Annotated in this window: 16 protein-coding genes; 7 read left to right on the top strand and 9 right to left on the bottom strand. The window is 47.5% G+C overall.

Features of this window, described 5'->3' with window-relative positions; all coding sequences use genetic code 11:
• Nucleotides 1-143: 143 nt before the first annotated feature.
• On the bottom strand, nucleotides 144-2,147 hold the full coding sequence (locus tag ACR6Z4_RS12910; RefSeq protein WP_479717686.1) for a tyrosinase family protein: 2,004 nt from the start codon (nucleotides 2,145-2,147) through the stop codon (nucleotides 144-146).
• Between the two features lie 545 nt (nucleotides 2,148-2,692).
• On the opposite strand from ACR6Z4_RS12910, the gene ACR6Z4_RS12905 reads away from it, so the two are divergent.
• The 5 genes from ACR6Z4_RS12905 to ACR6Z4_RS12885 all read left to right on the top strand — a co-directional run bounded on the left by ACR6Z4_RS12905 (nucleotide 2,693) and on the right by ACR6Z4_RS12885 (nucleotide 12,656).
• The gene (locus ACR6Z4_RS12905) at nucleotides 2,693-3,268 is read left to right on the top strand and encodes a DUF2808 domain-containing protein (RefSeq protein WP_479717685.1); all 576 of its coding nucleotides are present in this window, start codon (nucleotides 2,693-2,695) and stop codon (nucleotides 3,266-3,268) included.
• 916 nt (nucleotides 3,269-4,184) lie between these two features.
• Nucleotides 4,185-5,633: a hypothetical protein gene (locus ACR6Z4_RS12900; protein ID WP_479717684.1), complete on the top strand. Its 1,449-nt coding sequence runs from the start codon at nucleotides 4,185-4,187 to the stop codon at nucleotides 5,631-5,633.
• Between the two features lie 21 nt (nucleotides 5,634-5,654).
• Nucleotides 5,655-6,644, top strand: a complete 990-nt coding sequence (locus tag ACR6Z4_RS12895) for a pentapeptide repeat-containing protein (RefSeq protein WP_479717683.1) — start codon at nucleotides 5,655-5,657, stop codon at nucleotides 6,642-6,644.
• Nucleotides 6,645-7,883: 1,239 nt separating this feature from the next.
• Entirely contained in the window at nucleotides 7,884-9,245 is a 1,362-nt protein-coding gene (locus ACR6Z4_RS12890; protein ID WP_479717682.1) for an efflux RND transporter periplasmic adaptor subunit, read from the top strand.
• Nucleotides 9,246-9,497: 252 nt separating this feature from the next.
• Nucleotides 9,498-12,656 carry an efflux RND transporter permease subunit gene (locus ACR6Z4_RS12885; RefSeq protein WP_479717681.1) on the top strand — a complete coding sequence of 1,053 codons (3,159 nt, stop codon included), beginning with the start codon at nucleotides 9,498-9,500 and terminating at the stop codon, nucleotides 12,654-12,656.
• Between the two features lie 275 nt (nucleotides 12,657-12,931).
• Here the strand turns inward: ACR6Z4_RS12885 and ACR6Z4_RS12880 are convergent, their stop codons facing one another.
• Together ACR6Z4_RS12880 and ACR6Z4_RS12875 are read right to left on the bottom strand one after the other, a co-directional pair.
• Nucleotides 12,932-14,917, bottom strand: a complete 1,986-nt coding sequence (locus ACR6Z4_RS12880; protein WP_479717680.1) for a sensor histidine kinase — start codon at nucleotides 14,915-14,917, stop codon at nucleotides 12,932-12,934.
• Between the two features lie 739 nt (nucleotides 14,918-15,656).
• On the bottom strand, nucleotides 15,657-16,094 hold the full coding sequence (locus tag ACR6Z4_RS12875) for a DUF2358 domain-containing protein (protein WP_479717679.1): 438 nt from the start codon (nucleotides 16,092-16,094) through the stop codon (nucleotides 15,657-15,659).
• A gap of 7 nt (nucleotides 16,095-16,101) precedes the next feature.
• Here ACR6Z4_RS12875 and ACR6Z4_RS12870 point away from each other — a divergent pair, with 7 nt between their 5' ends.
• Nucleotides 16,102-16,713, top strand: coding sequence for an HD domain-containing protein (locus tag ACR6Z4_RS12870; RefSeq protein ID WP_479717678.1), 612 nt, complete (start codon nucleotides 16,102-16,104; stop codon nucleotides 16,711-16,713).
• 241 nt (nucleotides 16,714-16,954) lie between these two features.
• On the opposite strand, the gene ACR6Z4_RS12865 is transcribed toward ACR6Z4_RS12870, so the two are convergent.
• The 6 genes from ACR6Z4_RS12865 to ACR6Z4_RS12840 form a co-directional block, all read right to left on the bottom strand.
• Complete coding sequence (locus ACR6Z4_RS12865) at nucleotides 16,955-18,610, bottom strand: hypothetical protein (RefSeq protein ID WP_479717677.1); 1,656 nt, start codon at nucleotides 18,608-18,610, stop codon at nucleotides 16,955-16,957.
• 490 nt (nucleotides 18,611-19,100) lie between these two features.
• Nucleotides 19,101-20,294, bottom strand: a complete 1,194-nt coding sequence (locus ACR6Z4_RS12860; RefSeq protein WP_479717676.1) for a SpoIID/LytB domain-containing protein — start codon at nucleotides 20,292-20,294, stop codon at nucleotides 19,101-19,103.
• Between the two features lie 421 nt (nucleotides 20,295-20,715).
• Nucleotides 20,716-21,558 (bottom strand): DUF6816 family protein, encoded by an 843-nt coding sequence (locus ACR6Z4_RS12855; protein WP_479717675.1) that lies wholly within the window; start codon nucleotides 21,556-21,558, stop codon nucleotides 20,716-20,718.
• Nucleotides 21,559-21,562: 4 nt separating this feature from the next.
• Entirely contained in the window at nucleotides 21,563-21,688 is a 126-nt protein-coding gene (locus ACR6Z4_RS12850; protein WP_479717674.1) for a hypothetical protein, read from the bottom strand.
• Between the two features lie 173 nt (nucleotides 21,689-21,861).
• Nucleotides 21,862-22,152: an Asp-tRNA(Asn)/Glu-tRNA(Gln) amidotransferase subunit GatC gene (gene gatC, locus ACR6Z4_RS12845; RefSeq protein ID WP_479717673.1), complete on the bottom strand. Its 291-nt coding sequence runs from the start codon at nucleotides 22,150-22,152 to the stop codon at nucleotides 21,862-21,864.
• A 180-nt stretch (nucleotides 22,153-22,332) separates the two neighbouring features.
• The gene (locus tag ACR6Z4_RS12840; RefSeq protein ID WP_479717672.1) at nucleotides 22,333-22,854 is read right to left on the bottom strand and encodes a photosystem I assembly protein Ycf3; all 522 of its coding nucleotides are present in this window, start codon (nucleotides 22,852-22,854) and stop codon (nucleotides 22,333-22,335) included.
• 430 nt (nucleotides 22,855-23,284) lie between these two features.
• Between ACR6Z4_RS12840 and ACR6Z4_RS12835 the strand changes: the two genes are divergently transcribed.
• Nucleotides 23,285-24,610, top strand: coding sequence for a hypothetical protein (locus tag ACR6Z4_RS12835; RefSeq protein WP_479717671.1), 1,326 nt, complete (start codon nucleotides 23,285-23,287; stop codon nucleotides 24,608-24,610).
• Nucleotides 24,611-24,897: the final 287 nt, after the last annotated feature.

Raw genomic sequence — 24,897 nt, 5'->3', positions numbered from 1 at the left:
AGATTTCATGTCCAATGATGCCGACACACGGATACTCATACTCTGAGGATCAGAAATTAATTACCCTGTGATTCTTTCTAAGAGAGCGACAGCTTCGCCGTCGCTCTCTTAGAAAGAATTGGGCTTGATTAACTCTCCAAGCCTTAGCCTTGCTTGGACTTCAGCTTAGCCCCAACGGCGATCGCCCCTAAAGCAAGTAATGCGGCTCCAGAAGCAGGTTCGGGAACCGATTCCGGATCATCCCGGTGAGGACAGTGTCCTGTACATTGGTGGCAATTCATACCGAGTGGGCAGGGATGGGTTCCAGGCTCATTTTCACACGGCTCTACATGGTCTCCCATACTGCCGTGATCCATGCCCACGTGACCACCGCCATCGGTCTGGGTTGCCAACCAGTCTGCACAGAAAGCGACTTCGTCCACATCTAAACCCAGGATTTCAGTAGAACCAGGCATACCCATGTGTCCACCGCCATTGACCACCATATCAACAGCTTCTTCGCCCCAACCCATATGTTGGTCAGCACCATAGCAGTAAAACTCAGGTCCCATCCCAAAGTTGGGGTTATAAAGAGTATCCGAGGGATCGTTTAACAAGGCGTCTGGGTCGTTGGCAAAACCCTGGCTGGCGTCATCAGGATCGGCAAGCCCCAATGCGATCAAAGAATACACACCATTTTTGACACTAATGTCAAAGTCGTAAGCTTGGTCTAACCCAAAGATATTAATCTCAGAGAAATCACCCTCAATACCAGCCGCATTTAAGAAAGTGTATTCGTGTCCAATTTCTGGGACATAATCGCCCAGGAAGTAGAGATTGAGAACTCCATCCAGAGAAGCGATTCCAGAAATATTTAAGACATCAAATTCTGAGCCAGGAGTCAAGCCTGCAAATTCAATCGTCAACTCACCGGCAGCATCTTGGATATAGTCACCCAAAATATCAACCTGACCAGGCGAGTTGCCAGGGCTGACAACACCTGTATTGGTCAAATCACTGGATAAAGTGGTATTTCCATTGACGACCAGTTGCGCTCCACCTGTACCCGGAAGATTGGGCATTAAATCTTGTAAGTCAGCCGCAGCGCTCACAATCCCGCCATCCCAGGGATACATAGGGTCATTGAGGTTATGACCATAAGATTGTCCACTCGAAGGATAATAAGCACTACCCCAATGACCACTAACCTGCCACTCTGCCCAAATCCGGTCTACGTTGGCATGCAACAACCAGAACATAGGATCATTGGGAGATGCGGAAACGTTACTGATCGTGCCACCAAAGCCGCCGATCCAGCCATGCATATTATTATGCATACCATTGCCCGCTTCTAAGCGTCCTCGGAAAACGGTATAGCTGGTAGCTCCCAGAGAATTGTTGACCTGGGCTACAGTACCCAGACTGGTAATACGACCGCCCAAATCGCGAGTCAGGGCTTGAGACGTTGTATTGATACCGCGCCATCTGACAACGTTCAGGTCAGATCTAATTTTCCAGCCATTGCTCAGGGCAAAATACCCAGACATCACCTGAATTCCGTTGGAGCCGCCTGTTCCATCGGGCCCCATGAAATTATCTTGAAAGATTTTATTATAGGTTGCGGTAGTGTTTGTCCAATCCCAATACGGTAGCGTCACTGTTGGATCGACGGTTTGAAGCGCTTTTTCAAATTCATAGAGGAATTGTCTGTGCCAGGGGAGAAAGGCGGAGCCGCTATGGGCTGGATTCACTAATGTTGTTCCATTAGGTCCCATCCGACCCTGGACATCGGTAGTGGCAATATGAGTGGCAACAAACTGGTCATATTCACTGACGGCTAAGCCATTGTCTGTCGTCACTATCGTGTTCTTCAATGTCACAATCGCATTGATGAACTTATCAATTTCTGTTTGCGTTAAGTCCGCTGCATTCTTCCGAACCGATAACCCAGTCGTTGCTGCTGCCCCCGCAGGTAACGTATCAAAGTCGATATTGTATCCGTAGTCGTAGGTATATCCCAGATCAGTAAAGTCTAGAACATCGGCTGGGGTTACATAGCTTTGTGAAAATGTATACGCTCTAGCGGGTTCCACAACGATTAAAGCCAGTAAGCTGCTAACACTACCAGCGACTACACTGATGCAGGCGGAAAAAGTCTTAGATTTCATAGGGCAACTGGAGAGATTAAGATTGGGTTTTACAAGGATAGATAGAGTAACAAGCTTAGGAGTAGTGCCAATCGGCGATCGCTCTATAGCCGTAACCGAATTAGGCTATGTAATCTATAAAGAGTCGGTGTTTACCTAGTCAAAAGTACTATTACCAAACGGCTCATTGATACCCAGCACCCTTGTAGTCTTTCGGATATGCAGATGAGTTCTTAAGTATCAGATTGCCATGGTTGTAGTCTGATGGACAGTGTTATCACTAGAGGTTCATAGAAATTTCACCGAAACAGCAATTTCAGTCTCTGTATCATTAAGCGTCATTCCTGACTAATAGCTCAGTAATTACGCAAATAGATTGAAACGCCAGAGACTTCGCTACGAGCGTTAGGATGAATTATGGGTCACGTCCAAGGTGAAAAAAATCCAGGTGCGGCGAATGTGAGCGATGAGATTTGGTGTGGGTGCCGCACGCAGCGCGGCACCCACACCAAATCTCATCGCTAGATTAAGCCATGCCAACTTCCAAACGATGCGGTGGAGGAATTATGAAAACTTCGAGTCGTTTAGGTGTAGTAGTCCTTGCGTCTATGATGATGGCAGCGATCGCCCCTGCCATTGGGCAAGCCGTTCAACTCTCCGATGGCACCGTCTACTTCGTTCGACCGCCTAGCCTGGAATACGCCGCCACATCTCGCCGTCTCGCATTTGTCCGAGGTGCAACCTATTACTTCACCATCCATGTGCCAGAAAATGCTGGAGAACCCCTGGCACGCGTTGTGATTAACCAACGAGATGGAGCTTCTCACGCCCGACGAATTCAGTTTAATGCCGAGGATAGCTTTGCATTTGTTGGCACTCGGCGCGATCGCAGTGCCCAGATCAGCATTGGTGAAGCCCGCTACGATCGCGACACCCAATCTGTTTCACTAACGTTTGATCCGCCTATCCCGCCCAATACAACCTTTACCGTAGCATTACGTCCAGAGCGCAATCCCCAAACCGATGGGGTTTATCTATTTGGTGTGACAGCATTTCCTGCGGGAGAAATTGCCCATGGGCAATTTCTTGGCTATTGCCGCATTGATTTCGATGCCCGAGGAGATCAATTACTCTTATTTTGAGTTTTGTCACAATTAATACGCTGAGATTCTTGCCAGTAGCTTATGCCACTGAATCTTTAAAGAGGCAGTGCTGAATCTTGCTATGAATTTGAACGGAAAACCAGAGGTTTTCCGTTCAAATTCATACTTAAAACCAGCCTAAACAGGAATGTGATCGCCGTTGATTGATTTATTCTTATGGGCACTCTAGGGGAAGGGTTTTACATCCTGCCTCAAACTTGCTGGTGCGATCGCATATTTAGTACAAAGAATAAGGTTCTAAGCCTGATTCTGTCAGAGCTTCAGAAAAACCTAGCGACGATGTCTTTTATCTTTAGCCAAGCTGTTAATCTTAACTAAGGATTATGGATTGAATTCAATCGAAGATTTATTTTTGTAAGCGCGGCGACGCCACGCTGATAAAAATAAAGGTAGAGTCGCGGCAGTGCTGCGACTCTAATAATGCACATCTATCGGCATACCGACATTGCTTGGACGTGTTTTAAAACTCGCTAAGAGAATTTTTTGTGTGCGCTTTGCGTACACAAAAACAACTTTCAAAGTAGACCCCAGATGTGGATATGAATTTGACCAGGAAATCAGAGGTTTCACAACCAACTTCATGTCCGAGTTTAGCCACGTCTCTGCATACCCCCCCACGCTATTTTGTCTATGTCTTAAAGAGTGGTCATCCCCATCTATTTGGAAACCTGAAATTTTCCTCCAAAGCAAATTTCAGGTCTCAAGTTGAACCAGATATACCTGGTTCAGAGGTGGGAATATTACCTATTCTTTAATCCAGGGTAATAAGATGTGTTAGCGCTTTTTGATCCATTGCTCCATTCAAGGATATTTTTCCATTCGCAAGCCACGCTTGCCGACCGAAACATATCCCCGCTATCGTTCACGTCTTGCGGCACACTCTTCAGAGGAAATCATGGCAGCATTATCTCCCTTTGACAAAGTGATCCAGGGTTTAGAGCAAGATCACAACTTACTTCGCATTAAAAAGTTGATGGTCTATGCATGCCGAAATCTTTGGGAGAATGATCCACACCAGCTTGCCTGTTTTCAGCTGAGAGAGCTAGTGCAAGATTTTATGGCGATCGCCCCCACGCTGGATCAGTTCAAAGACCGTTTAGATAAAGTCGTACAAACGATTAACAAACGGGCAGAATATGCGCTCATTGCCAACGCCATCATCAACCACCTGACTCCTCTTTATTCCCACCAGCAACCCTCAGAACCTTCAGAATTAGACGGGCATCGGTATGTCAAAGTGGCTCAGGTTTTAGAACAAGATCCCGACCACATTCGTATCAAAAAGCTGTTGTTCTGCGCCTGTAAACATGTCTGGGAAAATGATCCAGCCAAATTAAACTATTTCAGCTCTGTTAGCTTAGTTCGCGAACTCTATAGTCTCACGCCATCTCCTGAAAGCCTCGACTCTGTACTTCGCAGCATTGTCAAAACCTTAAATCGGCAAGACATTTATCGGGCGATCGCTGAAAAAATTAGCAATGCTTTTCAGATGTTATACGCCGAACAAAGCGAGCCAGAAACCCACATTGTCATGGTTTCAACGGTTCCGGCGGCGGCTACATTCGACGACACCCAGGCGCACCCAGGCGCACTCATAGCGGCATTGTCAGGAAACTCACACCCTGTATCTGAGCCTCAAGTAGAGAGCCAACCCGCCCCCAATCCCCTGGAATCTAACGCGCTCAATCAATTATTTGAAAATCGCAAGCCCTTTGATGAGTTTGTGTCGGATTTATTTAATTTACGTCTAGAAATTATTAAATATACCAATCCACTCCGCGCCAAGCTCTTGATTTTTGCCTTACTCCACTCCCTACCCCAACTCGATAACCAGCCGTGGGGCTTAGTCAAAGAATATGACTTGGATGATCTACTACGGCGCATGTTTCAGTCCTATCGAATCTTTACTTATTTAGAAGTAGAACTGAAAGCAATCCCGGCAAAATTTCCAGATGCACATCACTACTCACAAGCCGCTTCAGCCTTACTCTGTTTACTAAAACCGATCTATCAAGGCGGGGTCGAAGACCTCAGCCTGACCCCAGAAGAGTTTGCGGCTGCCACTGCCCGTAAACCCAAAAAGACAAAGCGCAGAACCTCAGTCTCCAGCCCAGATCCCCTCAATCTCCAACCCATCGAAGATAGCAAAGGGCAGGCAACCTGCCAGTTTCCTACAACACGGAGCCAGTCAATCGTATCGGCTCCTGATATTTCGACTCCAGATAGCTCTAGCCCAGAGAGCAAAGAAGCAAAGACCCTGTTTTTGCCCGAGACCCTCCTCCAAAAAACGGGGCAAAATCAAGTTCACAGTAGTGACGACTATACGATTCCCCTCTCCCCCTAACCGTGCAGTAAGGACTCCATAATGGATATTCACGATCTATTGAAGCTCTACGAATCTGGACAGACTGATTTTAGGGGAACCAACCTGAGTGGGTTAGATATGACCGGAGCCGACTTGATCGGTGTCAATCTGAGTCAGGCTGATTTACACAGTGCGACGTTGGCATGGACCTATCTCAACCGGGCAAAGCTAAGCAAAGCCAATCTCACAGGAGCCATTTTATGTGGAGCCAATTTGAGTCAGGCAGATCTGATTGGGGCACTGTTACGCGATGCCGATTTGCATGGAGCCATGTTGCAAGGGGCTGATTTACGGAGTGCGGATCTGACGCTGGCAAATTTATTAGATGCCAATCTCATGGATGCAGATCTGCGCAATACCAAATTGGGAGGCGCAAATTTTACTGGGGCATGTCTGCGGGGCGCTAACTTGCGAGAAGAAAATCGTCGCTATGTAGTCAGTTTGCGGGGTGCAAATTTACGCAAAGCAGATTTACGGGGGGCAAACCTGACAGGGGCAGATCTAGCGAAAGTAGATTTACGAGGAGCCAACCTGAGTGAAGCCACTCTTCGGGGAGCGGATCTGAGAGGAGCGGACTTGAGCGAAGCCAATTTACGCGGCACATTCCTTACAGAAGCATTGCTCAACGGTGCCAATTTAAGGTCAGCCATTATGATCAACGCTAGAGTGGAGCGAGCAGACCTGACCGAGACAGATTTGGCAAGCGTTAACCTCCGAGGGGCAGTGTTACCCGATGTCAAACTCACCAAATCAAATTTGTGTCGGGCAAATCTTTCAATGGTGCAAATGCCCAGAGCCGATCTAAGTCGAGTCAACTTACGCGATGCAAATTTGCAAGATGCTAACTTGACCGATTGTTATATGGCGCGAGCGGATTTTACAAATGCGAATTTGAGAGATGCCAATTTAGTACGGGCAGAAATGAGCAGTGCTAATTTGACGGGTGCGGATTTGCAAGGTGTAACCATGCCCGATGGCAGTGTGCACTAAGAACCTATGTAAAAGCAATACTGTAGGACAGGGGTTCCACTCCGGCACCTCGTCTTAATTAACCATTCGATGGCTATAGAGCGAATTATCATCTGTCGGCAAATTTAATAATCAAATGTGTTCTATTTTTCTTTAAATTTGTAGAAAATTACGGTAGGCTAAGTCGGGCATCTTGATTTGTCTGGGGGCTATAGCAGTCAAGATGCCCACCTTACAGGTAACGGTTTTGGGGATAAATTTGAACGTCAGACCAGAGTGCTTCACATTCAAATTCATCTCGCTACTAAGCAATACCCTTACCTTCTACACCAGGCAGCTATCCGATTAAGCCAATAGGTTTAGTTCTATTGGGTGATGTTCTGCCCTTAAAATTTGTTTACCTTTATTGAGACCATCTCTGCTGCATCTCACTGCTTGACGTTGCAGCCTATCTCCTGCCCGAACTACCCAGTACACGTATTGATAAAGTTAAGGTTGAAAGCACAGTCGAAAGTTAGGTCGTAGGAACAGAACTGCTGCTCAGGGGGTAATAAAAAACACCACTGGGCTTGCATAAACAAAGCACCTGTGACACGTTGTGGCTAGCTCCACACACCTTACGAATGGCAGTGTGGCTTGCTGACCAATCCTTAACATCACTTATCCAAGATCCACAAGATCGAGTTAAAGCCCCGTCATCACGTTCCATCCATATCATCACGTTTCATAAAATTCCATAAAAGTCGGATAGTCATTTGACCCATCACGCCCAGCATGTTGCCCTCAATGCAGCGCTGATTGCGGTTTATCGCTCCTCCTTTCCATAGCCTTCTCCGCCGAGGAAATGGCGATCGCCCCCAATTCATTACCTTCTCTAAACTCATTACCCCCTCTATTCGTTGCCTACGATTTTAAGAGTCTCTTCAAAGGTCTCTTCTCGTTGCTCTGACCGGGGTCTTGTAGCGTCTCATTACCAGTTCTAACCCCTTATTTGATCGATCAACATCTATCCAAGGTTCTTGCCAGAATCCTTCCAGAGCGATAAGCTCAGGCGTTGCTTGACAAAGCACCTGTACTAAATTGATATGCTAATGTTTAATAAATTTTTTACAATTTACCTGGCTCAGCATCTATTACGCCATCAACGGTAGCAAGATTTGCACGCATTTCGTTCTGAACTAGCCAGTTCTAGCGATCGCCGCATCACTAATCTGATTTAGCTCAACGTCCCTGATTTAGCTCAACTTCTAGGAAACGAAGATGTCATCCTCTAAGCCTTCGTCCGACACGCTAGGACCGACTATCGAAAACCAAGGAAATGCTATTGACGCATCTCCTTCTCATCCACCGTCATCATCTAATCCACCCTGGCTCCTCATTCTTGGGGTAGTGATCTTGCTCGTTGGAGGTAGCTTGGGATGGCGTTGGTGGACGGGTAAGCAAGCTCAGGGAGCTGCGGCTCAACCTGCGGCAGCTCAAGGGATTCCCGTCAGGCTGGAAACAGTGAGAAGTGAATCCATTCAAGATTTTTCAGAATTTGTGGGAAGTTTAGAATCTCGAAATTCGGTCGTTCTTAAGCCAGAAATTGAAGGACGGGTCAGCCAAATTTTTGTCACGTCAGGCGATGTAGTCGAGGCAGGAACTCCGTTAGTAGAACTCAGTCCAGAAAAGCGAGAAGCAGAATTTGCCAGTGTTTTAGCCAGCGTCAATTCAGCTCGGGCAATTCGAGCCAATGCCGCATCTGAGTTACAGGCTCTACAAGCAGAACGGGTTTCGGCTGAGGCTGAAGTAGAGTTGCAAGAAGCCGAATATCGTCGGGCTGAAATACTAGTCAACGAAGGGGCGCGATCGCAGCAAGAGTTAGACATTGCAGAACGCGATCGCCGTGCCGCGATCGCCGCCCTCAACGCGGTTAGTGAACGGATTAATGCTTCTCGTGCCAGCCTTGCTGAGTCAGACTCAGCACTGCAACAGGCACAAGCCAACGCGTCTCTGGCAAGTGCCCAACTGCAAGATGCCACTATTGTTGCGCCCTTCTCTGGAACGGTAGGCGATATCCCTGTCAAAATTGGCGATTTTGCCGATAGCAGTACGACCTTGACCACCGTGACCCAAAACCAGGCACTTGATTTAAGGCTATCCATTCCTCTAGAACGCCGATCCAGTCTACGCCAAGGGCTACGGGTTGAATTAACAGATCCGCAAGGGAATACGCTGGGCACGGGGCAAATTAGCTTTATCTCTCCTCAAGTCGATGTGGCAGCCCAAAGTATTTTGGCAAAAGCTTCCTTTAATAATCTGCAAGGCTTATTGCTCGATGGGCAATATGTCAAAGCCAGAGTGATCTGGAATAGTTCATCCGGCGTTTTAGTCCCATCATCAGCAATTTCTCGATTAGGGGGGCAACCGTTTGTCTTTGTTGCCAAGCAACAATTGGCTGAACCCGGTCAACCGCCGATGTTGGTTGCAGAGCAACGAGAAATTCAGTTGGGTGCCCTTCAAGGGAACAAATATCAGGTGATCGAAGGGCTTCAGCCTGGAGAAAAAATCGTTGTTTCAGGGATTCTCAATTTGTCTGATGGTGCGCCAATCGCTCCCGAAACTCCTAATTCGGGTGGTTAAGACCTATGCAAACATCAACCTCTTCTCTTTAAAAGATTGATTTTCAGACAACGTGACAGAAAGAGCTGTTGCATATTCAATCCATCGCTGTTGGCGATCGCCGTTCAACTCCTGATCTGCTCTCTTGTTGACCCTCAACCGTCATACCAAATGTCAGGTGCTGCGGTTTTTGCGATCGCATAATGAGTGCAAAACTGCCCCCGACACGTTGGTCTACCTTCTCCTTGCAGTCCTTCGACCTACCGCATCTGTATGTTCTCCAACTTCTTCATCAGGCGACCTGTCTTCTCGATCGTTCTTGCGCTGATCATTCTGCTCGTTGGAGTCATCTCTATTCCAACGTTACCGATTGCCCAATATCCCAACATCAGCCCGACCCAAGTCACCGTTGCCGCAAACTACACCGGAGCCAATGCAGAGATTGTAGAGAGCAGCGTTACGAATATTTTGGAGCGAGAAATTAACGGGGTTCAGGGAGTTCGGTACATTTCTTCTAGCAGCACCAACAGCGGTTTTAGCAATATCACGGTCACGTTTGACTCTTCACGAGATCCTGATCTGGCAGCAGTAGATGTCCAAAACAGAGCCTCGATTGTGTCGCCTCAGTTACCTGAAAGTGTTCAGCGGACTGGGGTGCAGGTCACCAAAGAAAATAGCAACTTTCTGTTGGCGATCGGTCTGTTTTCAGAAAATGAGGAGTATGACAACCTATTTTTGAGCAACTACGCCGACCTCTATATGGTGGATGCGATTAAGCGCATCAAAGGGGTCGGGGGGGTGCAAATCTTTGGAGAACGGAAGTATGCCATGCGCATCTGGTTAGACCCCAGTCGTCTTGCCAGCCGTGGACTCACCCCCAGAGATGTAGTAGATGCCCTGACTGAACAAAACATTCAAATTGGGGCAGGGCGAATTGGTCAACCTCCAATTTCCAGCGATCAGGAATATCAGATTGACTTACGCGCAGCCAGCCGACTGACGGATGTAGCTGGGTTTGAGGAAATTGTTCTGAGAACTGGAGAGGATGGTAACTTAACCCGCTTAAAAGATGTTGGGCGAGCCGAACTGGGGGCTGAAGACTACAGCACATTCCTGCGATATAGAGGAAAGAATGCCGTTGGCATCGGGATTACGCAATTGCCTGGGAGTAATGCCCTTGATGTTGCCCGTGCAGCTAAAGCAGAAATGGCAAACCTGGCAAAGACATTTCCACCCGGATTAGAGTATCAGGTGGCGTTTGACACCACGCTGTTTGTGGAAGAGTCGATGTCAGAAGTGCTGAAGACATTGATTGAATCGGTTCTGCTGGTCGTTTTAGTGATCTTCGTCTTCCTGCAAGATTGGCGCACTACGCTGATTCCAGCGATTATAATTCCACTGTCGCTGATTGGTACGTTTATCTTTGTTAAAGCGTTCGGCTTTTCGATTAACACGCTCACCCTTTTTGGTCTAACCCTGGCAACGGGGATGGTTGTGGACGACGCCGTCATCGTTGTAGAAAATGTGAGCCGATTAATTCAGCAAAAGGGATCCACACCCAAACAAGCGGCGATCGCATCCATGCAAGAACTAGGGAGCGCAGTGATTGCAACCTCGTTAGTGCTAATGGCAGTGTTTGTACCCGTCGCTTTTTTCCCAGGAACCACGGGCGCACTCTATCGCCAGTTTGCACTGACAATCGCCTTCTCGACTGCAATTTCCACCCTCTTCGCGCTGACCTTAACGCCTTCGCTAGCGGCATTGATGTTGCGTCCCGGACAACGCCCACCGCGCTGGTTAACTGGATTTTTCGATGGCTTCAATCGCTTACAAGACTGGTGGCGACGGGGCTATCAGCAAGCACTCGGTCGGCTGGTGCGGTTCAAAATGATCATCCTGGGTCTATTTGTTCTGTCTTTAGGACTCACAGCCTATCTATTTGTGACGGTACCGAGTGGATTTTTGCCCGAAGAAGATCAGGGGTATTTTGTCACGATCATTCAGGCTCCCGAAGGTGTTTCTCTCAATTACACCGATAAAGTCATGCAGAAAGTTGAAAAAGAGCTGCTTGATTTACCGGAAGCCGTGGGTGTATTTGCGGTTGGTGGCTTTAGCTTTAGCGGCAGCACGGCAAATAATGGAATTATCTTCACTACGCTCAAGCCCTGGGATGAGCGCACCCGCCCCGATCAATCGGTACAAGCCATTATTGGTAGCTTATTTCCTAAATTCATTTCGATTCCCGAAGCCCGAGTGATTCCCATCAACTTGCCCCCTATTCAAGGGTTAGGAACCTATGGAGGATTTAGCTTCCAACTCCAAGATCGTAGAGGCAGCAGTGATCTGGGTGGGTTAGTGCAAACCACAGGGCAAATTATCGGCGAGGCGAATCAAACACCGGGTCTGCAAGCCGTTTTCACGACATTTGCAGCCAATACACCTCAGATGGTTGTAGAGGTCGATCGCAATACAGCCAAGGCGCTGGATATTTCAGTGGACGACATTTTTAGTACGTTGGAAACGGCGATGGGGTCGCAGTATGTCAACGACTTCACCTTAGGTCAACGAAACTATCGGGTTTACGTTCAAGCCGACGAGCAGTTTCGCGCTAAACCCGAAGATGTCGGTCAACTCTATGTCCGCTCTGGACAAGGTCAAATGATTCCGCTCAGCGGTCTGGTGACGTTAACATCGACAACAGGTGCCCAAAACATTACCCATTACAACTTGTTCCGGTCTATTGAAATTACTGGGTCTGCGGCTCCGGGATTTAGTTCGGGGGATGCCTTGAAAAAAATGCAGGGGCTTGCCGCCCAAGTTCTGCCGCCTGGTTTTGGCTATGAATGGTCGGGGACATCGTTAGAAGAAGTGGATTCGGGCGGGCAGGCACCCTTTATTTTTGGATTGGGTTTAATATTTGTATTTCTCGTACTCGCCGCTCAGTATGAGAATTTTATTGACCCTCTGATCATTATGTTGGCTGTACCCCTGGCAATTTTAGGGGCGTTGTTAGCTCAGTCGTTGCGGGGCTTGATCAACGACGTCTATTGTCAGGTGGGGCTGGTGATGCTGATTGGTTTAGCCAGTAAAAACTCGATTTTGATTGTGGAGTTTGCCAACCAGTTGCGTCGCGAGGGGCTGCCGATCGCCAAGGCGGTGGTCGAAGCATCTCAAGAACGATTGCGCCCCATTCTCATGACCTCTTTCTCAACCCTGATTGGTATTTTCCCATTGGCTACGGCAGTTGGTGCTGGGGCGGGTAGTCGGCAGTCGTTAGGAACAGCGGTATTTGGCGGTATGTTCGTTGCTACGTTTTTGAGCTTGTTTATTGTGCCGGTGTTGTATGTGATCGTGATTAGTTTGAGCGATCGCCTGATGCGTCGGTTTAAATCGGCTGAGGTTGACGGCAGTGGGGTCGCAGAAGCCGATTAGTTCACAGGCGCTCCATCTAGATCGTCACCCGAATGAGACAGATAGTTTGAGAGCCGCGCTTTGCGCGGCTCTCAAACTATCTGATCTATAACCAGTTTGAATGAATAGGGAGAGTGGCAGTTGACCGATAGTCAACTGCCACTTCTCAATTACAGCGCTTTGCGCTTGAGTAAGCCATAGTTATTTTTGTGAGAGCCGCGCTCCGCGCGGCTCTCACAAAAATAACCTGGTTTTAAGCGATTGAAAATCGCTGTAGATTGGATCGTATCAAACCCTTATGCCTGTCGTTCTTCTAACTGATTCAGCGGAATGGTGACGGTAAACGTAGTGGTGCCTGCAATACAGTCAACGTCAATCAATCCATTGAGCTGTTCGACGAGTTTTTTGACCAATGCCAAGCCCAACCCGGTTCCCCCATGTTTCCAGGGATCTTTGGTATTGGGAATGCGATAAAACTTCTCAAAAATGCGCGATCGCTCTTCGATAGGAATCTCTACACCCGAATTGCTCACACTAATTTTTAGATCGTTTCTCAACAATCTCACTGTCAGCCAGATCTGTTCTTTCGGCGGTGTGTATTTACAGGCATTTTGCAAAAGTTCAGCCAGAATTCGATCGAGTTTCGAAAAGTCAGAGGTGAGATGGATTAACCCAGATGGAATTTCGATTTGAAATTGCTGTTGTTGTTTATCTGTGCGTTCTACAAACGGTTCAACCAGATCAGACACCCAATCTTGCAACGACATCGATCGCAAATTGACCGGCTCAACCTGAGCTTCTAAACGTGATAAATCAAGTAAATCGTTGACCAGATTGATTTCCCGATTGCATTCGCCCTGCAAAATTTGTAAGTAGCGTGCTACAGGTGTACGAGTTGCTTCTAACAAACCGGCTTTATCGAGCGTTAGCTCCAGCATTTGAGTTGCCATTTTGATGCTGGCAATGGGCGTACGCAGTTCATGAGAAACCGTACTCAAGAAATCGTCCTTTAACCGATTTAACCGTTCTAGTTCAGCAACCTGTGCCTGAGCTGCTTTATAAAGTCGGGCTTGACGTAGCGCGATCGCACATTGGTTAGCAACCTGCTGCACCAGGCGAATATCTTGCTCGCTGAACGCATAAAACTTGTGGTTGATCAACCACAGATCTCCTAAAACACCTTGATCATCCAGAATGGGACATGCCAGCATCGAAACATGCCCCCGCACTGGATTAGGGACAATTGAACAAAACTGAAAGGAATGCCCTGTAAACAGTTGAGAATAAATTTCGGGAAACGCCTTCATATTGGCGACCCGCCCTTGAGATGGAGAAACGGCTGTTGTATGTTCGTAGCAAATCGTAGACGTGCCTTTCTCTAAATCATACAAAGCTGCATTACAACCGCTGATACCAATGGTTATCGTCAGTTCTTGCACCGCCCCCTGGAGAATTTGAGTTTCATCTAAACTATCGCGAACTTTGTCTGTAATCCGCTTTAAGGTCGCCTCAAACTCAAACGCCAATTGCAGTTGGGCATTTTGCAATTGATATTTGCGTTCTAACTCGATGTTGTATTGGTGCAAATGTTGATGGAGTTCTGCATGATCAATTGCAATACCCAAATGCGTCGCCAGTTGCTTCAGCAACTCTATTTCAGACTCATGCCAAGCGCGCGGACTGGTGCATTGATGCACAATCAACAATCCCCAGATCTGCTCTTTAATCATGATGGGCATGAATATGGCAGCTTTGACTTGTTGATCGTCTAAGGCTGTGGTGATTGCCGCAGGCAGCGCTGATGGCTTGGATAAGTCTTCAATAATTTGCGGGTGGCGTTCTCGAAAACTCTCCATCCAGGGTTGATACCAGGCTTTTTGCGAACTTCTTTGCTCGGGGCTCAGCGTCCAGGGAAGGTCTACCATCTCCGCTTGATTGATCACATGATCTGACAATACCTGGGAAATAATCACCCGATCTGCGTGGAGAAACTGGCGTAATTCTGAGGCAGTTTTTTCAAAAACGGTATTGATCTGAAACGTTTCGTGAATGTGCTCAATAATTTGAGCAGTAAAGGTGGCGATCGCAATTTTTTGGTTGGCTTGAGCAATCAGCGGATGCAATGATTTTGGGACAGATACAGGCTTCAGATCCGCCGCTGAACGTCTTGACTCAACTGACGGAGCACTCCCACCCGCCGCTGAACTCTGATCCTCACTCACTCGCTCTTGACGTTGCCGAGATGCATTGGGTCGATTGTGCTTGTGGGTATCAGTGTCCATTGTTTGGCATCCGGCGAGGGAGTTTCGTTGTGATAACGAATTAACAGGGTGACCAGCATGATCACTGGCGAACCCGGTCATTTCAGTCTCTAAATTCTGATGGCGGCTGAGATGCTTCATGGAACCCAATATCGCTTAGAGCAATTGCCAAATTTAAGAATAATGATTCGGTTGTAACCCAAGACCATGTGCAAACTGAATCGACTTATCGATTTTGCAAAGGGGCAATTTGCCCAAACCTCCTGCAACATCTTTAAGTCCCCAAAATAGATTTGGTTTATGGCTCTACGCAATCCAGTTAAGACATCGGGGGGTGGGGGCGGTGCCCCCCACGCAGGGGTTTCACCCCTGCACCCCGTCCTAACCCTAACGCGTACCGCCATATACGGATCTAGACACAATTAAAAGCCTCGATTCCACATTCTGTATCGTCCGTACGTAGTATAAATTTGGGGGTTTCAGATTTAAGTGTGCCTACGTACTTATGATTGACAACGCAGAGTGTAAATAACGGAAACCTGGTAGGATGTCTCCACAACTCCGTTGATTTACTGAATCAAACAGCTCAGATTGGCATAATGCATTGGCGTTGTTTCGTCTGTCTTTTAGTATTCCCCGTCCCCCAATAAAATGCTCAAATGACACCGGAGGAACTTACGTAATCAGCCCTAATTAGTTTTAGAAGAACCGATCGATTTACGGTAAAAACACTCAGTCCTGAAGCGGGTAGCGCCAACCTTTAATTGGGCACAGGCGGCTTCTGAAAAAACTGTCGCAAAACTTCTCCTGGCTTGCGATCCCAGGTATCAATATGCTCGTAAATCAACCCATTTCTGATGCGGTAGGTAGACGTCCCGTTGAAAAAAATCTGTGCATTCCAGGGAACCCGCAACGTCCCTCGGACCGTCCACACGGCTAAAACGGTATCTTCTTCAGTCTGCGTGACCGTGTGTAAATCAAAATGGAGGGCTGTAAAAAATAGTCGTCCGTGAAACCGCAGAGTCCAGAAAATAATGCGGTAATTCAACTTGCCTTTGAACGTATTAACGGGATCGCGGAAATAAATATCTTGAGAGTAAATATCGTAAGAGATATCTTGTGCAAACAAGGTGGGTAGATCGTGTCTAAGAGTTTGAATAATAGACTCAATTTGCGATCGCTGTTGTTCGTTTATCATCACCGCTATGGAATCAATCCAATTGGATACTAACAGACTCAATCAACAAATTCAGTTCATTCTGGAGATCGATCAACTCAAGCTAGTGCTGCGGCAAACGTTATTAACTGATGGGTCGCGTCGAGAAAATAGTGCAGAACATTCCTGGCACCTCGCCATCATGGCGATCGCTCTGGCGGAATATGCCCCAAATCCCATCAATTTACTACGCGTCATGCAAATGGCATTGATCCACGATTTGGTAGAAATTGATGCTGGAGATACGTTTTGCTACGATACGCAGGGCAACCAAAGCAAAGCAGAGCGGGAACAACAGGCTGCGGATCGGTTGTTTGGGCTATTGCCCAGCGGTCAACGCGCTTTCTTCCGCGAATTGTGGGACGAATTTGAAGCCGGAGACACGGACGATGCCCGCTTTGCCAAGGCACTGGATTGTTTGCAACCATTTTTACACAATATGCAGACCCAGGGCGGCACCTGGCGTTTGCACAATATTCACCACAACCAGGTACGTCAGCGGATGCAAGCCGTGAAGAGAGGCACACCAGATTTATGGAATACGGTCGAACAGATGATTGAACAGGCGATCGCCGCTGGATATCTCAAATCAGACGCTTAGGAATGGGACTTGAATAACGTCGATGATTTGCTGTAGAGGCGAACGGCCGTTCGCCCCTACAAACGATCTAATAGTCGATCTTATTCAATCCACGATCCTTAGAGTCACACATTACATAAAAATCGGACATTTAATGATGGAAGCGCGGCGTCGCCGCGCTTCCATCATTAAATCTTCGATTTAGGTTTCAGGGTTTGTCTACCAAACAGACACAAAATGCCATCCGACCGTGCTGACGGGATTACAGAATAACGGGTAGGCAAAACTGTCGTGATTCTGGAACAAACTCGAAGTCTACGCTGAGATGCATAATCCCCGGCTGCCATTCGTGATCAGAATTGAGCCAATCCACTGCAACCCCTTCCATCAACAGTTTAATTTCAGGGGTAGTTTGATGCAGTTGGCTAAACACTTTCTCTTGTAGCGTTTTCACCAGCGTTGGCTGCTGACACCAGGGGCTATCAGTCGCATCAAGAATAGCATCATCTGCCAGTTGAGAGTGGTTGCCAGTCGGCGATCGCCCGGTGACTAAATCCAGTTTCCAATCTAATTCTGGGGTGGTAACTTGCAAAATCACTTGCAACCGCAAACTACCCGTTTCCCATTCACTGCCTGGTTGCAATAGCTTGCCTTTCAACCCACCCATGAGTTGCATCACTTCATCCGCACTCCGGTTAAAACACCAGAGCACGCGTAGGGTCAGTTCGTCTAAGCCCAACTCTTGTTGAGGTAAATTTCGTCCAGACAGTGCCAGCGAGGTTTGTAACAACTCTGTGGCAGCCTGGACATCCTTGACTAACGGAATCACCAGCTCCGATATCGGCTGGGTCGTATTCTTAGCGCGTTGCAAACTGTCAAGGTGGGGTAAGATTTGGGCAAGCTGTTGGTAGACAACCATTTGCTGATAGCGGTTGACCCAATCAGCATCGGTGAAGCTAATGAGAGGCGCTAGAATGGGCGATCGCAAATCTGACGCAACCGTCTCCATGTCAGCCACTACCATTTCGGGCATTAACCGTTGGTTGATGCTGGGATCAACCGCATTGGGAATAAATTGCAATCCCAAATTCACCTGAAGGCTCCCAGATTGCCAGCCATGACGGGGGATCAACGCCTCAATTTGTGCCCCTTCTAAAAACTGACGAATAGCAGGGGTCGTCATTTGCATTTGATTCACCACATCGTGCAGCAACTTACCAACCGCAGAGGGTTGGCTGCACACGGCGTAGTCGGGCGTTTGGATAAGGGTGTCTGCCGATAGTAAAGCAGGGGGTAACTGATGGGTCACCAGATCGATCGCCCAGGTGGCTTCGGGTGTTCGCATGTGCAAAACCATGGCTAACCTCAACACCCCAGACTGCGTTTCTGTCTCCGTCTGTTGCACCGTTGCAGCAATACCTTCCAGTAATCGCATAGTCGCATAGGCACTCCGCGCGGCACACCAGATCAGCCAGGGTTCCAGAGTTTCTAGCGAAAAATAGTGTTGCCAATGAGTTGGGTTCGAGGCGGGCGGGGATAGATCGTCGTTAGCTTCCGTATCGGGTAGAGCGGTTTGTAAGGCATCTAAAACATCCTCAACCTCTTCCAACACATAGGGAGTAATGGTTTCTGGAGTTTGGGGAATATCAGGCGACCAGCCCGTATCCGGCGATCGCAATTTAGCAACGATGTCCATCAAGCGCTGCATTTTTTCCACAATGGGCGGCGAAATCAACCTGCTGTCATTGCCCTGTACTCCTATCTGAGACGATGAGCCTGTATCAACTAGTTTCAAAACAACCTGTCGAGCAGAGACAATATCTATCTCATGGTCAGATGATTGGATTGCCGTTAGAGGGTTAAGAATCTTTGGCTCAAGTAGCATAGGTGCAGCGAGAGTCAGCTCGATATCTGCCATAAATTTGTGGGTTGGAAAGAGACTAATGTCAGAGTTCCCACGTAAAGTTGAGTCTTTACCAGAACTCTGCTGGATTCTCTAGCCTGGATTATTCACCAGAGTTTTTGGCAATTCTAAAACCCTTCTGCGCGTTTCGTTTCGAGTTCCATGTATAAAAACACACTGTCGAAATCAAGAAATCACTAGAAGCCATTCTGGATAAGCAGTTCAGCCATTTTTTAGAAGGGGTCATGAATAATCCAGGCTAGACTTAAGGATCGTGGACGTAATCAAATCCACATTGTTTTGAGAGAGCAACGGCGGAGCCGTTGCTCTCTCAAAACAATGACAGATTCATTTATCTGTGATCCTGAGGATGACAAATGAATTCAAATCCAAAGATTTGGTGTGGGAAGCGCGGCGGAGCCGCACTTCCCACACCAAATCTTCAGTTGCATTAAATCTACGATCCTTAGCCACAGGACAAAACTATTGCCAATCCAGTTATTCTTTATTCCACACGAATAACAGACAAAACAGCATTGGTGTAATAATGAGTCACAATTTGTTGATAGGTGTAGCCCTGTTGCGCCAAAGCATAGGCTCCCCACTGACTCATGCCTAAACCATGCCCAAAGCCACGTCCAGTCACCTGAAACCCGGTTGGCTGAGTCACCGCATTACCTGCACTAGCCACATTTCCCATTTGTGGAGCGATACTAAATAGCGTACTTCTGAGATCTAAGGCATTGCGAATTTCATTGCCACTTAAAACCCGAGTCCCAGCCGTCCCAATCACCTGCATACTCATAACACGGCCGTGCTGAGTTGTTTCGAGTGGCTGAAATGAAATAATATCGCCAATGCCCGTAATTCTGCGGCGCATGGCATCAGAGGTAAAATTCGCAGACCATTGATAAACGGGTGCATTTTGGTCATAATCTTGCACAGCACGAAGATAAGGCAATGGATTAGACCAGACATCCTCTACGTTTTCGGTGTATCCACCAGAGGACGAATGAAAGACAGCTTCAATAATTTGACCGTTGTAGGTCAGCACTTGCCCCCTTGTAGCCTCAGCAGCAGCACGGGTGCTGTCAGTTTCTTCTTCGATGCCATTATAGACTTGCCAAGCTTGCGTATCGCCAACATCAAAAACGGAGTTGGCGCTGGTTTGCCGACGATATAAAACGTAGGAACGTGCGGCAACCGCTTGCGCTTTCAGGGCTTCAAGATGCCAGTTTGTGGGCATTTCGCCACCCACAACACTATAAAGATATTGTTCGAGATCCACATAGTTCACCGCTGTTAGCCCCGAACTGGTGGGCACAACGAGTGCTCGCCCGCGATACCATTTATCGCCAATGAATACATATCCACCCTCGCTGGGTTCGACCCAAAGATGCCCAGTTTGCCATTGATCCAGCACAATTCTGCCAGATTGAGCTTCGGCGTTGATTGCTTTCATGGCTGGGAGTTGCTCTAGCACTTGCCCAGAGGCATCTTTGACAACGGCAGTCGTCGAGCTACCAATTTTTATTTGGCTGGCATCTTGTTCAATCGCAACCCGTAGTTCTAGTTCTGCGCGGGCAGGGGCGATCGCCACACACCAAATTAAAAGGGACATCCACCAGGACTTTCTACCCAAATGCAGGATTTGCTTAAACCACAGCATCGGCAGGCTAGGATAAACTCTTGCGGTCATTCTTTGCTTTACTCCTCATTACGAAAGAGTCGAATTGGATTATGAGTAGCTGCCCTGATATGCAACGTTCCAGGTCAAAACATTAATAACCGATTCCAATAGGGGTTAGAAGAGTTTATTTTTGTACCTTGCGATCGCAAAAACAAACGTTCCGACTCATTTTTAGAAGTGCCACGCGCTGCACGACACTTCCAACCAATGACTGATGTCTATTGGAACTGTGATCCTAAAAGTCATGAAACCTAGACTTTTAAATGTACTGGGTTTCGCTCAACACTATATATCAACTTGAGTTCAACTGGGATCAATTTGACTCTCATTTCAGCTTATAAATTTTATGCCAGGCATCCAATCGGGTTGTGCCAGAGCGTTTCAGAGTGGGATTCTGACACAAACCAGTCCGTGCCCCTAAAACACAGATTTATCTTGAGAAGGTCGTTTCGCTTACCCCAACGGGATAAAATTCAAGCTGGTAGCGATATAGCGCAATGGGGCGATCGCTTGCCTTAAAGTAATCGGGGTCTTGGGGCGATAAATAAATGGCTGTGACCTGATCGGCTGTCACCTGGGGATTTTCATCAGGATGATAAAAATACGCTGTGGTGGTTTCCACTGTGTTGAAGTAGGGCTGCATCATGCCCCGAAACTCTTGAAGAAAAACTTCGGTTGTGAAGAACTGATCGTCATCAATAGTTTCTGTAGCACGTCCAGTAATGGTTGATACCAGTTGACGATTATCTTTCAACAACGTGATTTGGCGATTGGGATTACGCGAATCAACTTTGACGGCTAACACAGGAGACGACTCTGCGGTTTCTGTGTCATCGAGATAAGCATTTGCCAAATTGAGACCGTTAAAGGCACGATCTGCCACAACGTTTGTAGAAATCAAGTTCCAGGAATCGGGCACCAAAGACGGCGGAATAGGAAAGGGTAAATTTAACGTGTTGGCATTTTGTTCTATAAATCGGGCTTGAAAGGAAATCGGTTGCTGCAAATATTGGCGATTACCTTCAAATCCTGGTGTGACAATATCTGGAGCCAGGGGTGCTGCTAAGTCAACCAGCGTGGTCGTGACATCCCATGTCCCTGAAAACCAGTCGGGATAAACTAAGTCTCCCTTGGCAGCTTGCACAAGAGGCTTGGTTTGCCAATCGGGAAATTGCGAAAGCCGTTCTGCCAGTGGACTGGCCTGGGCAGTTCCACTGCAAACTAGCCAGAATAAAGTTAATGCCCAGACGTAGAGCGATCGCCATTTCATCATGCTTCTACCAATCTGGGTTCACAGGCTGCATCATGGTTGTCTTAACGATCCATGCTTTTTCCAGGTAATGTTTCAGGGTATCGGGTTGAGGGTTGGCAGATTCGTAACCCTGAGAGCCTATCCAAACCATTGATTTCATGTCCTTTGGTCACGAAGATCAACGTTTCTAAGCACGTTTCGGATAGGTTCTAGACCCAATACCGTTAAAACACCACTTCTTCTAGAACCAGCCTAACACCGTGCCCCTAGACTTGTCCGTAAATATTTTACGATTATGAGCATTGCCCGTTTCTATGGCTTCAACTATTCGCCACCCATAATTTGGGGAACTTTGAAGAATTCCCCTTCACGATCGGGCGCACCATCGAGGATCACGTCGCGATCGCTAAAAGGTTTGAGGTGATCTTGACGCACCACATTGCTCACATCAATTGCGCGTGCGGTCGGTGCCACGGTTGAGGTATCTAGCTCACTGAGTTGCTCAAAATAATCCAAAATACTACTCAACTGGGTCGTAAACTTCTCCTCTTCATCAGGAGTCAAATCTAAACGGGCTAAGTGAGCCACTTTCTGAACTTGATCGCGATTCAACATGAGTGATTTAAGACTAAATTTAAGGTTTGAGGGTTAAGGTTTAGCTAACCGCTAATCCAAATAGCGAAGATCCATTCGTTTTCAAGGCGAGGATCTAGACAGGTCAGAATTTTCATGAAACGCTCACGCCGTAAGCGTTTCATGAAAATCATCACCCATTTGAAACACAATCCAGGCACTCTAAAAATACACGTCAATTTTGGCGCGACCCGTCGTTTTCAGCCAGTTTTGCGCCTCAATGTAGTTGTTAGGTGCCAGTCGAATCGCCCGTTGCCAATACTCAGCAGCCTGATCATAATACTCATCCGCCGCTTCAGTATTGCCGTTCAATTGCGCTTGCTCACCCAGATAGTGATAGATCACAGCAATATTGTTGAGCGATTGAGTCATGCGAGGATTTAACTCTAGCGCTTCCTGATATTTTTCTAACGCGATGTCGTGTTCACCATTGCTAGCGTGAATCAACCCCATGTTGTAGAGGATAAAACTGCGATCGTAGGGGTCTTCTTCCAGGGTCAATGCTTCGTTATAGTTAGCCATCGCCTCAGCATATTCACCATCGGCTTGGGCAGACATGCCATCTCGGTAGTAAGCAAATGCTTCTTTAGCGGTTTTATTGGTGGGCAAAACTTTCAAGATCAGATCTGCCATGACAGTGAAAGTTTTGTCGATGAAGTTATCGTTGCGCTGACTTCTAGGCATAGCTGCTTAATGTTGGATGACTAACTTGGATGATTTTAAAGGTCTGATGGATTCGACGTCTATTCTGTTATGGTTCAAACTTAGTTTAACGCCGATTTGGCTCTCAAATGTGACTCGTCTTCCCGGCAGGTGTTCTGCGCCTCAGCGCCCACGAAGTGAAGAACACAATCCTATACTAAGAATAATTAGGATCGTGGATTGAATAAAATCGAAGATTTATTTCTGGCAGCGCGGCGACGCCGCGCTGCCAGAAATAAACCTCTAGTAGTGTAGGTACTAAATTTTGCAACATGGGGGGTGGGGGCTGCGCCCCCACGCAGGGGTTCCACCCCCGCACCCCGTTACAAAACATTTAATTGGGTCTACTAGGTTTCATTTAATTTATGGTTCTTAGGCAGAATTTTAGTCCAAACGACAGTGAGGGATAGGCATGGCTCCAGATCCCAATATTATGAGAGCGGTTGAGACGCTCGATTACCGGGTCACAGCGGGTGATGTTGCGTCTCAAGCAGGAATTGACATTAAGTTGGCAGAGCAAGGACTTTTGGTCTTGGCATCGGAAGCCGGTGGGCACTTACAGGTTGCAGAGTCCGGAGAAATTGCTTATTTATTTCCTCCCAGTTTTCGTACCATTCTCCAGGGCAAATATCTGCGGTTGCGACTCCAGGCTTTGTGGAAAAAAGTCTGGCAGGTTTTGTTTTACCTGATCCGGATTTCTTTTGGCATTTTGCTGATTGCCTCGATTGTCTTAATTGTCCTGGCGATCGCCATTATTTTGATTGCCCTGAGTTCTAGCCAAAACAACGAAAACAATGATCGTCGCGGCGGTTCGGGGGGTGGGTTTATCTTTCTCCCTCGCGTTTGGTTTGGGCCCGATCTGTTTTGGTTCTTTTCGCCCAACTACAACGAGCGTCGATATTATCGCCGGCAGACTCGAACCCGCAGAGATAATGCTGACTCTAAAATGAACTTTTTGGAGGCAATCTTCTCGTTTTTATTTGGTGATGGCAATCCTAATGCAGAACTAGAAGAAAAACGTTGGCAGGCGATCGCCACGGTTATTCGGAATCACCAGGGGGCGATCGTTGCCGAGCAAATTTCTCCCTATCTAGATCAGGTTGGCGAGGGATACAGCAATGAATACGAAGAATATATGTTGCCCGTACTGACGCGGTTTAATGGACGTCCGGAGGTCAGTCCAGAAGGACAACTCATCTACCACTTCCCAGAACTTCAGGTGATGGCAACTCGACAACAGCCTCAACCTGTATCGGCTTACCTCAAAGAATCACTCTGGCGTTTCAGTGAAGCCACATCCGGGCAATTGATGGGTGCCATTTCATTGGGTGCGGTCAATGTAGTGGGCGCGTTGATGCTGGGCTATTTGCTAAAAGATGGAACAATCGCCGCTCAACTGGGTGGATTGGTCGCCTTTGTCAGCAATATTTATTGGGTCTTATTGGCATATGGCATCGGCTTCTTAGCCGTACCCTTGATTCGCTACTTTTGGCTAAAAAGACGCAATGCTAAAATCGAAGCCCGCAATGAGCAACGTCTAGAAAGGGCTGACTTACTAAACCAGGCTGGGGATGAGGTGCGTCAGAAAATAGCCTTTGCGCGTCAGTTTGCCTCAGAAACCGTGATTGACGAAGCAGATCTGGCATACACCACAGAGAAGGATTTAACTGAACAGGAGCTGTCACAAGCTGACAAAATTGATGCCGAATGGCAACGGCGGTTAGAGCAGTCTAGCTAGTCATACATACCGCTATGAAAGCAATTTGTTCAGGGTCGTAGATTTTATCAAACCTAATTCTCACTGAGAAGGCAACGGCGAAGCTGTTGCCTTCTCAGTGAGAATGACAGGTTCACTACTCTGTAATCCTAAGGAATGGAAATTATAGCGCTGTGCAGGTTGATTCAGTACGGTGTTGTGGGGCGCGGAGCGCCCCACAATACCGTTTCTGTACTTAACGAACTTGCATACTGCTATAAATAACTCCGATGATGTGTTGTACGGGCGAACGGCCGTTCGCCCCTCCA

This window comes from Calyptranema fuscum S582 (assembly GCF_055793305.1).
The sequence above is the reverse complement of the archived record's forward strand: the minus strand, read 5'-3'. Positions and strand labels throughout refer to the sequence as shown.

Excerpts from the sequence above, each read along its gene's own strand:
- ACR6Z4_RS12900 (WP_479717684.1), top strand. The coding sequence starts at position 4,185 with ATGGCAGCATTATCTCCCTTTGACAAAGTGATCCAGGGTTTAGAGCAA.
- ACR6Z4_RS12855 (WP_479717675.1), bottom strand. The coding sequence starts at position 21,558 with ATGATGAAATGGCGATCGCTCTACGTCTGGGCATTAACTTTATTCTGG.
- ACR6Z4_RS12850 (WP_479717674.1), bottom strand. The coding sequence starts at position 21,688 with ATGGTTTGGATAGGCTCTCAGGGTTACGAATCTGCCAACCCTCAACCC.
- gatC (WP_479717673.1), bottom strand. The coding sequence starts at position 22,152 with ATGTTGAATCGCGATCAAGTTCAGAAAGTGGCTCACTTAGCCCGTTTA.
- ACR6Z4_RS12905 (WP_479717685.1), top strand. The coding sequence starts at position 2,693 with ATGAAAACTTCGAGTCGTTTAGGTGTAGTAGTCCTTGCGTCTATGATG.
- ACR6Z4_RS12865 (WP_479717677.1), bottom strand. The coding sequence starts at position 18,610 with ATGGCAGATATCGAGCTGACTCTCGCTGCACCTATGCTACTTGAGCCA.
- ACR6Z4_RS12840 (WP_479717672.1), bottom strand. The coding sequence starts at position 22,854 with ATGCCTAGAAGTCAGCGCAACGATAACTTCATCGACAAAACTTTCACT.
- ACR6Z4_RS12875 (WP_479717679.1), bottom strand. The coding sequence starts at position 16,094 with ATGATAAACGAACAACAGCGATCGCAAATTGAGTCTATTATTCAAACT.
- ACR6Z4_RS12880 (WP_479717680.1), bottom strand. The coding sequence starts at position 14,917 with ATGGACACTGATACCCACAAGCACAATCGACCCAATGCATCTCGGCAA.
- ACR6Z4_RS12910 (WP_479717686.1), bottom strand. The coding sequence starts at position 2,147 with ATGAAATCTAAGACTTTTTCCGCCTGCATCAGTGTAGTCGCTGGTAGT.
- ACR6Z4_RS12895 (WP_479717683.1), top strand. The coding sequence starts at position 5,655 with ATGGATATTCACGATCTATTGAAGCTCTACGAATCTGGACAGACTGAT.
- ACR6Z4_RS12890 (WP_479717682.1), top strand. The coding sequence starts at position 7,884 with ATGTCATCCTCTAAGCCTTCGTCCGACACGCTAGGACCGACTATCGAA.
- ACR6Z4_RS12885 (WP_479717681.1), top strand. The coding sequence starts at position 9,498 with ATGTTCTCCAACTTCTTCATCAGGCGACCTGTCTTCTCGATCGTTCTT.
- ACR6Z4_RS12870 (WP_479717678.1), top strand. The coding sequence starts at position 16,102 with ATGGAATCAATCCAATTGGATACTAACAGACTCAATCAACAAATTCAG.
- ACR6Z4_RS12860 (WP_479717676.1), bottom strand. The coding sequence starts at position 20,294 with ATGACCGCAAGAGTTTATCCTAGCCTGCCGATGCTGTGGTTTAAGCAA.
- ACR6Z4_RS12835 (WP_479717671.1), top strand. The coding sequence starts at position 23,285 with ATGGCTCCAGATCCCAATATTATGAGAGCGGTTGAGACGCTCGATTAC.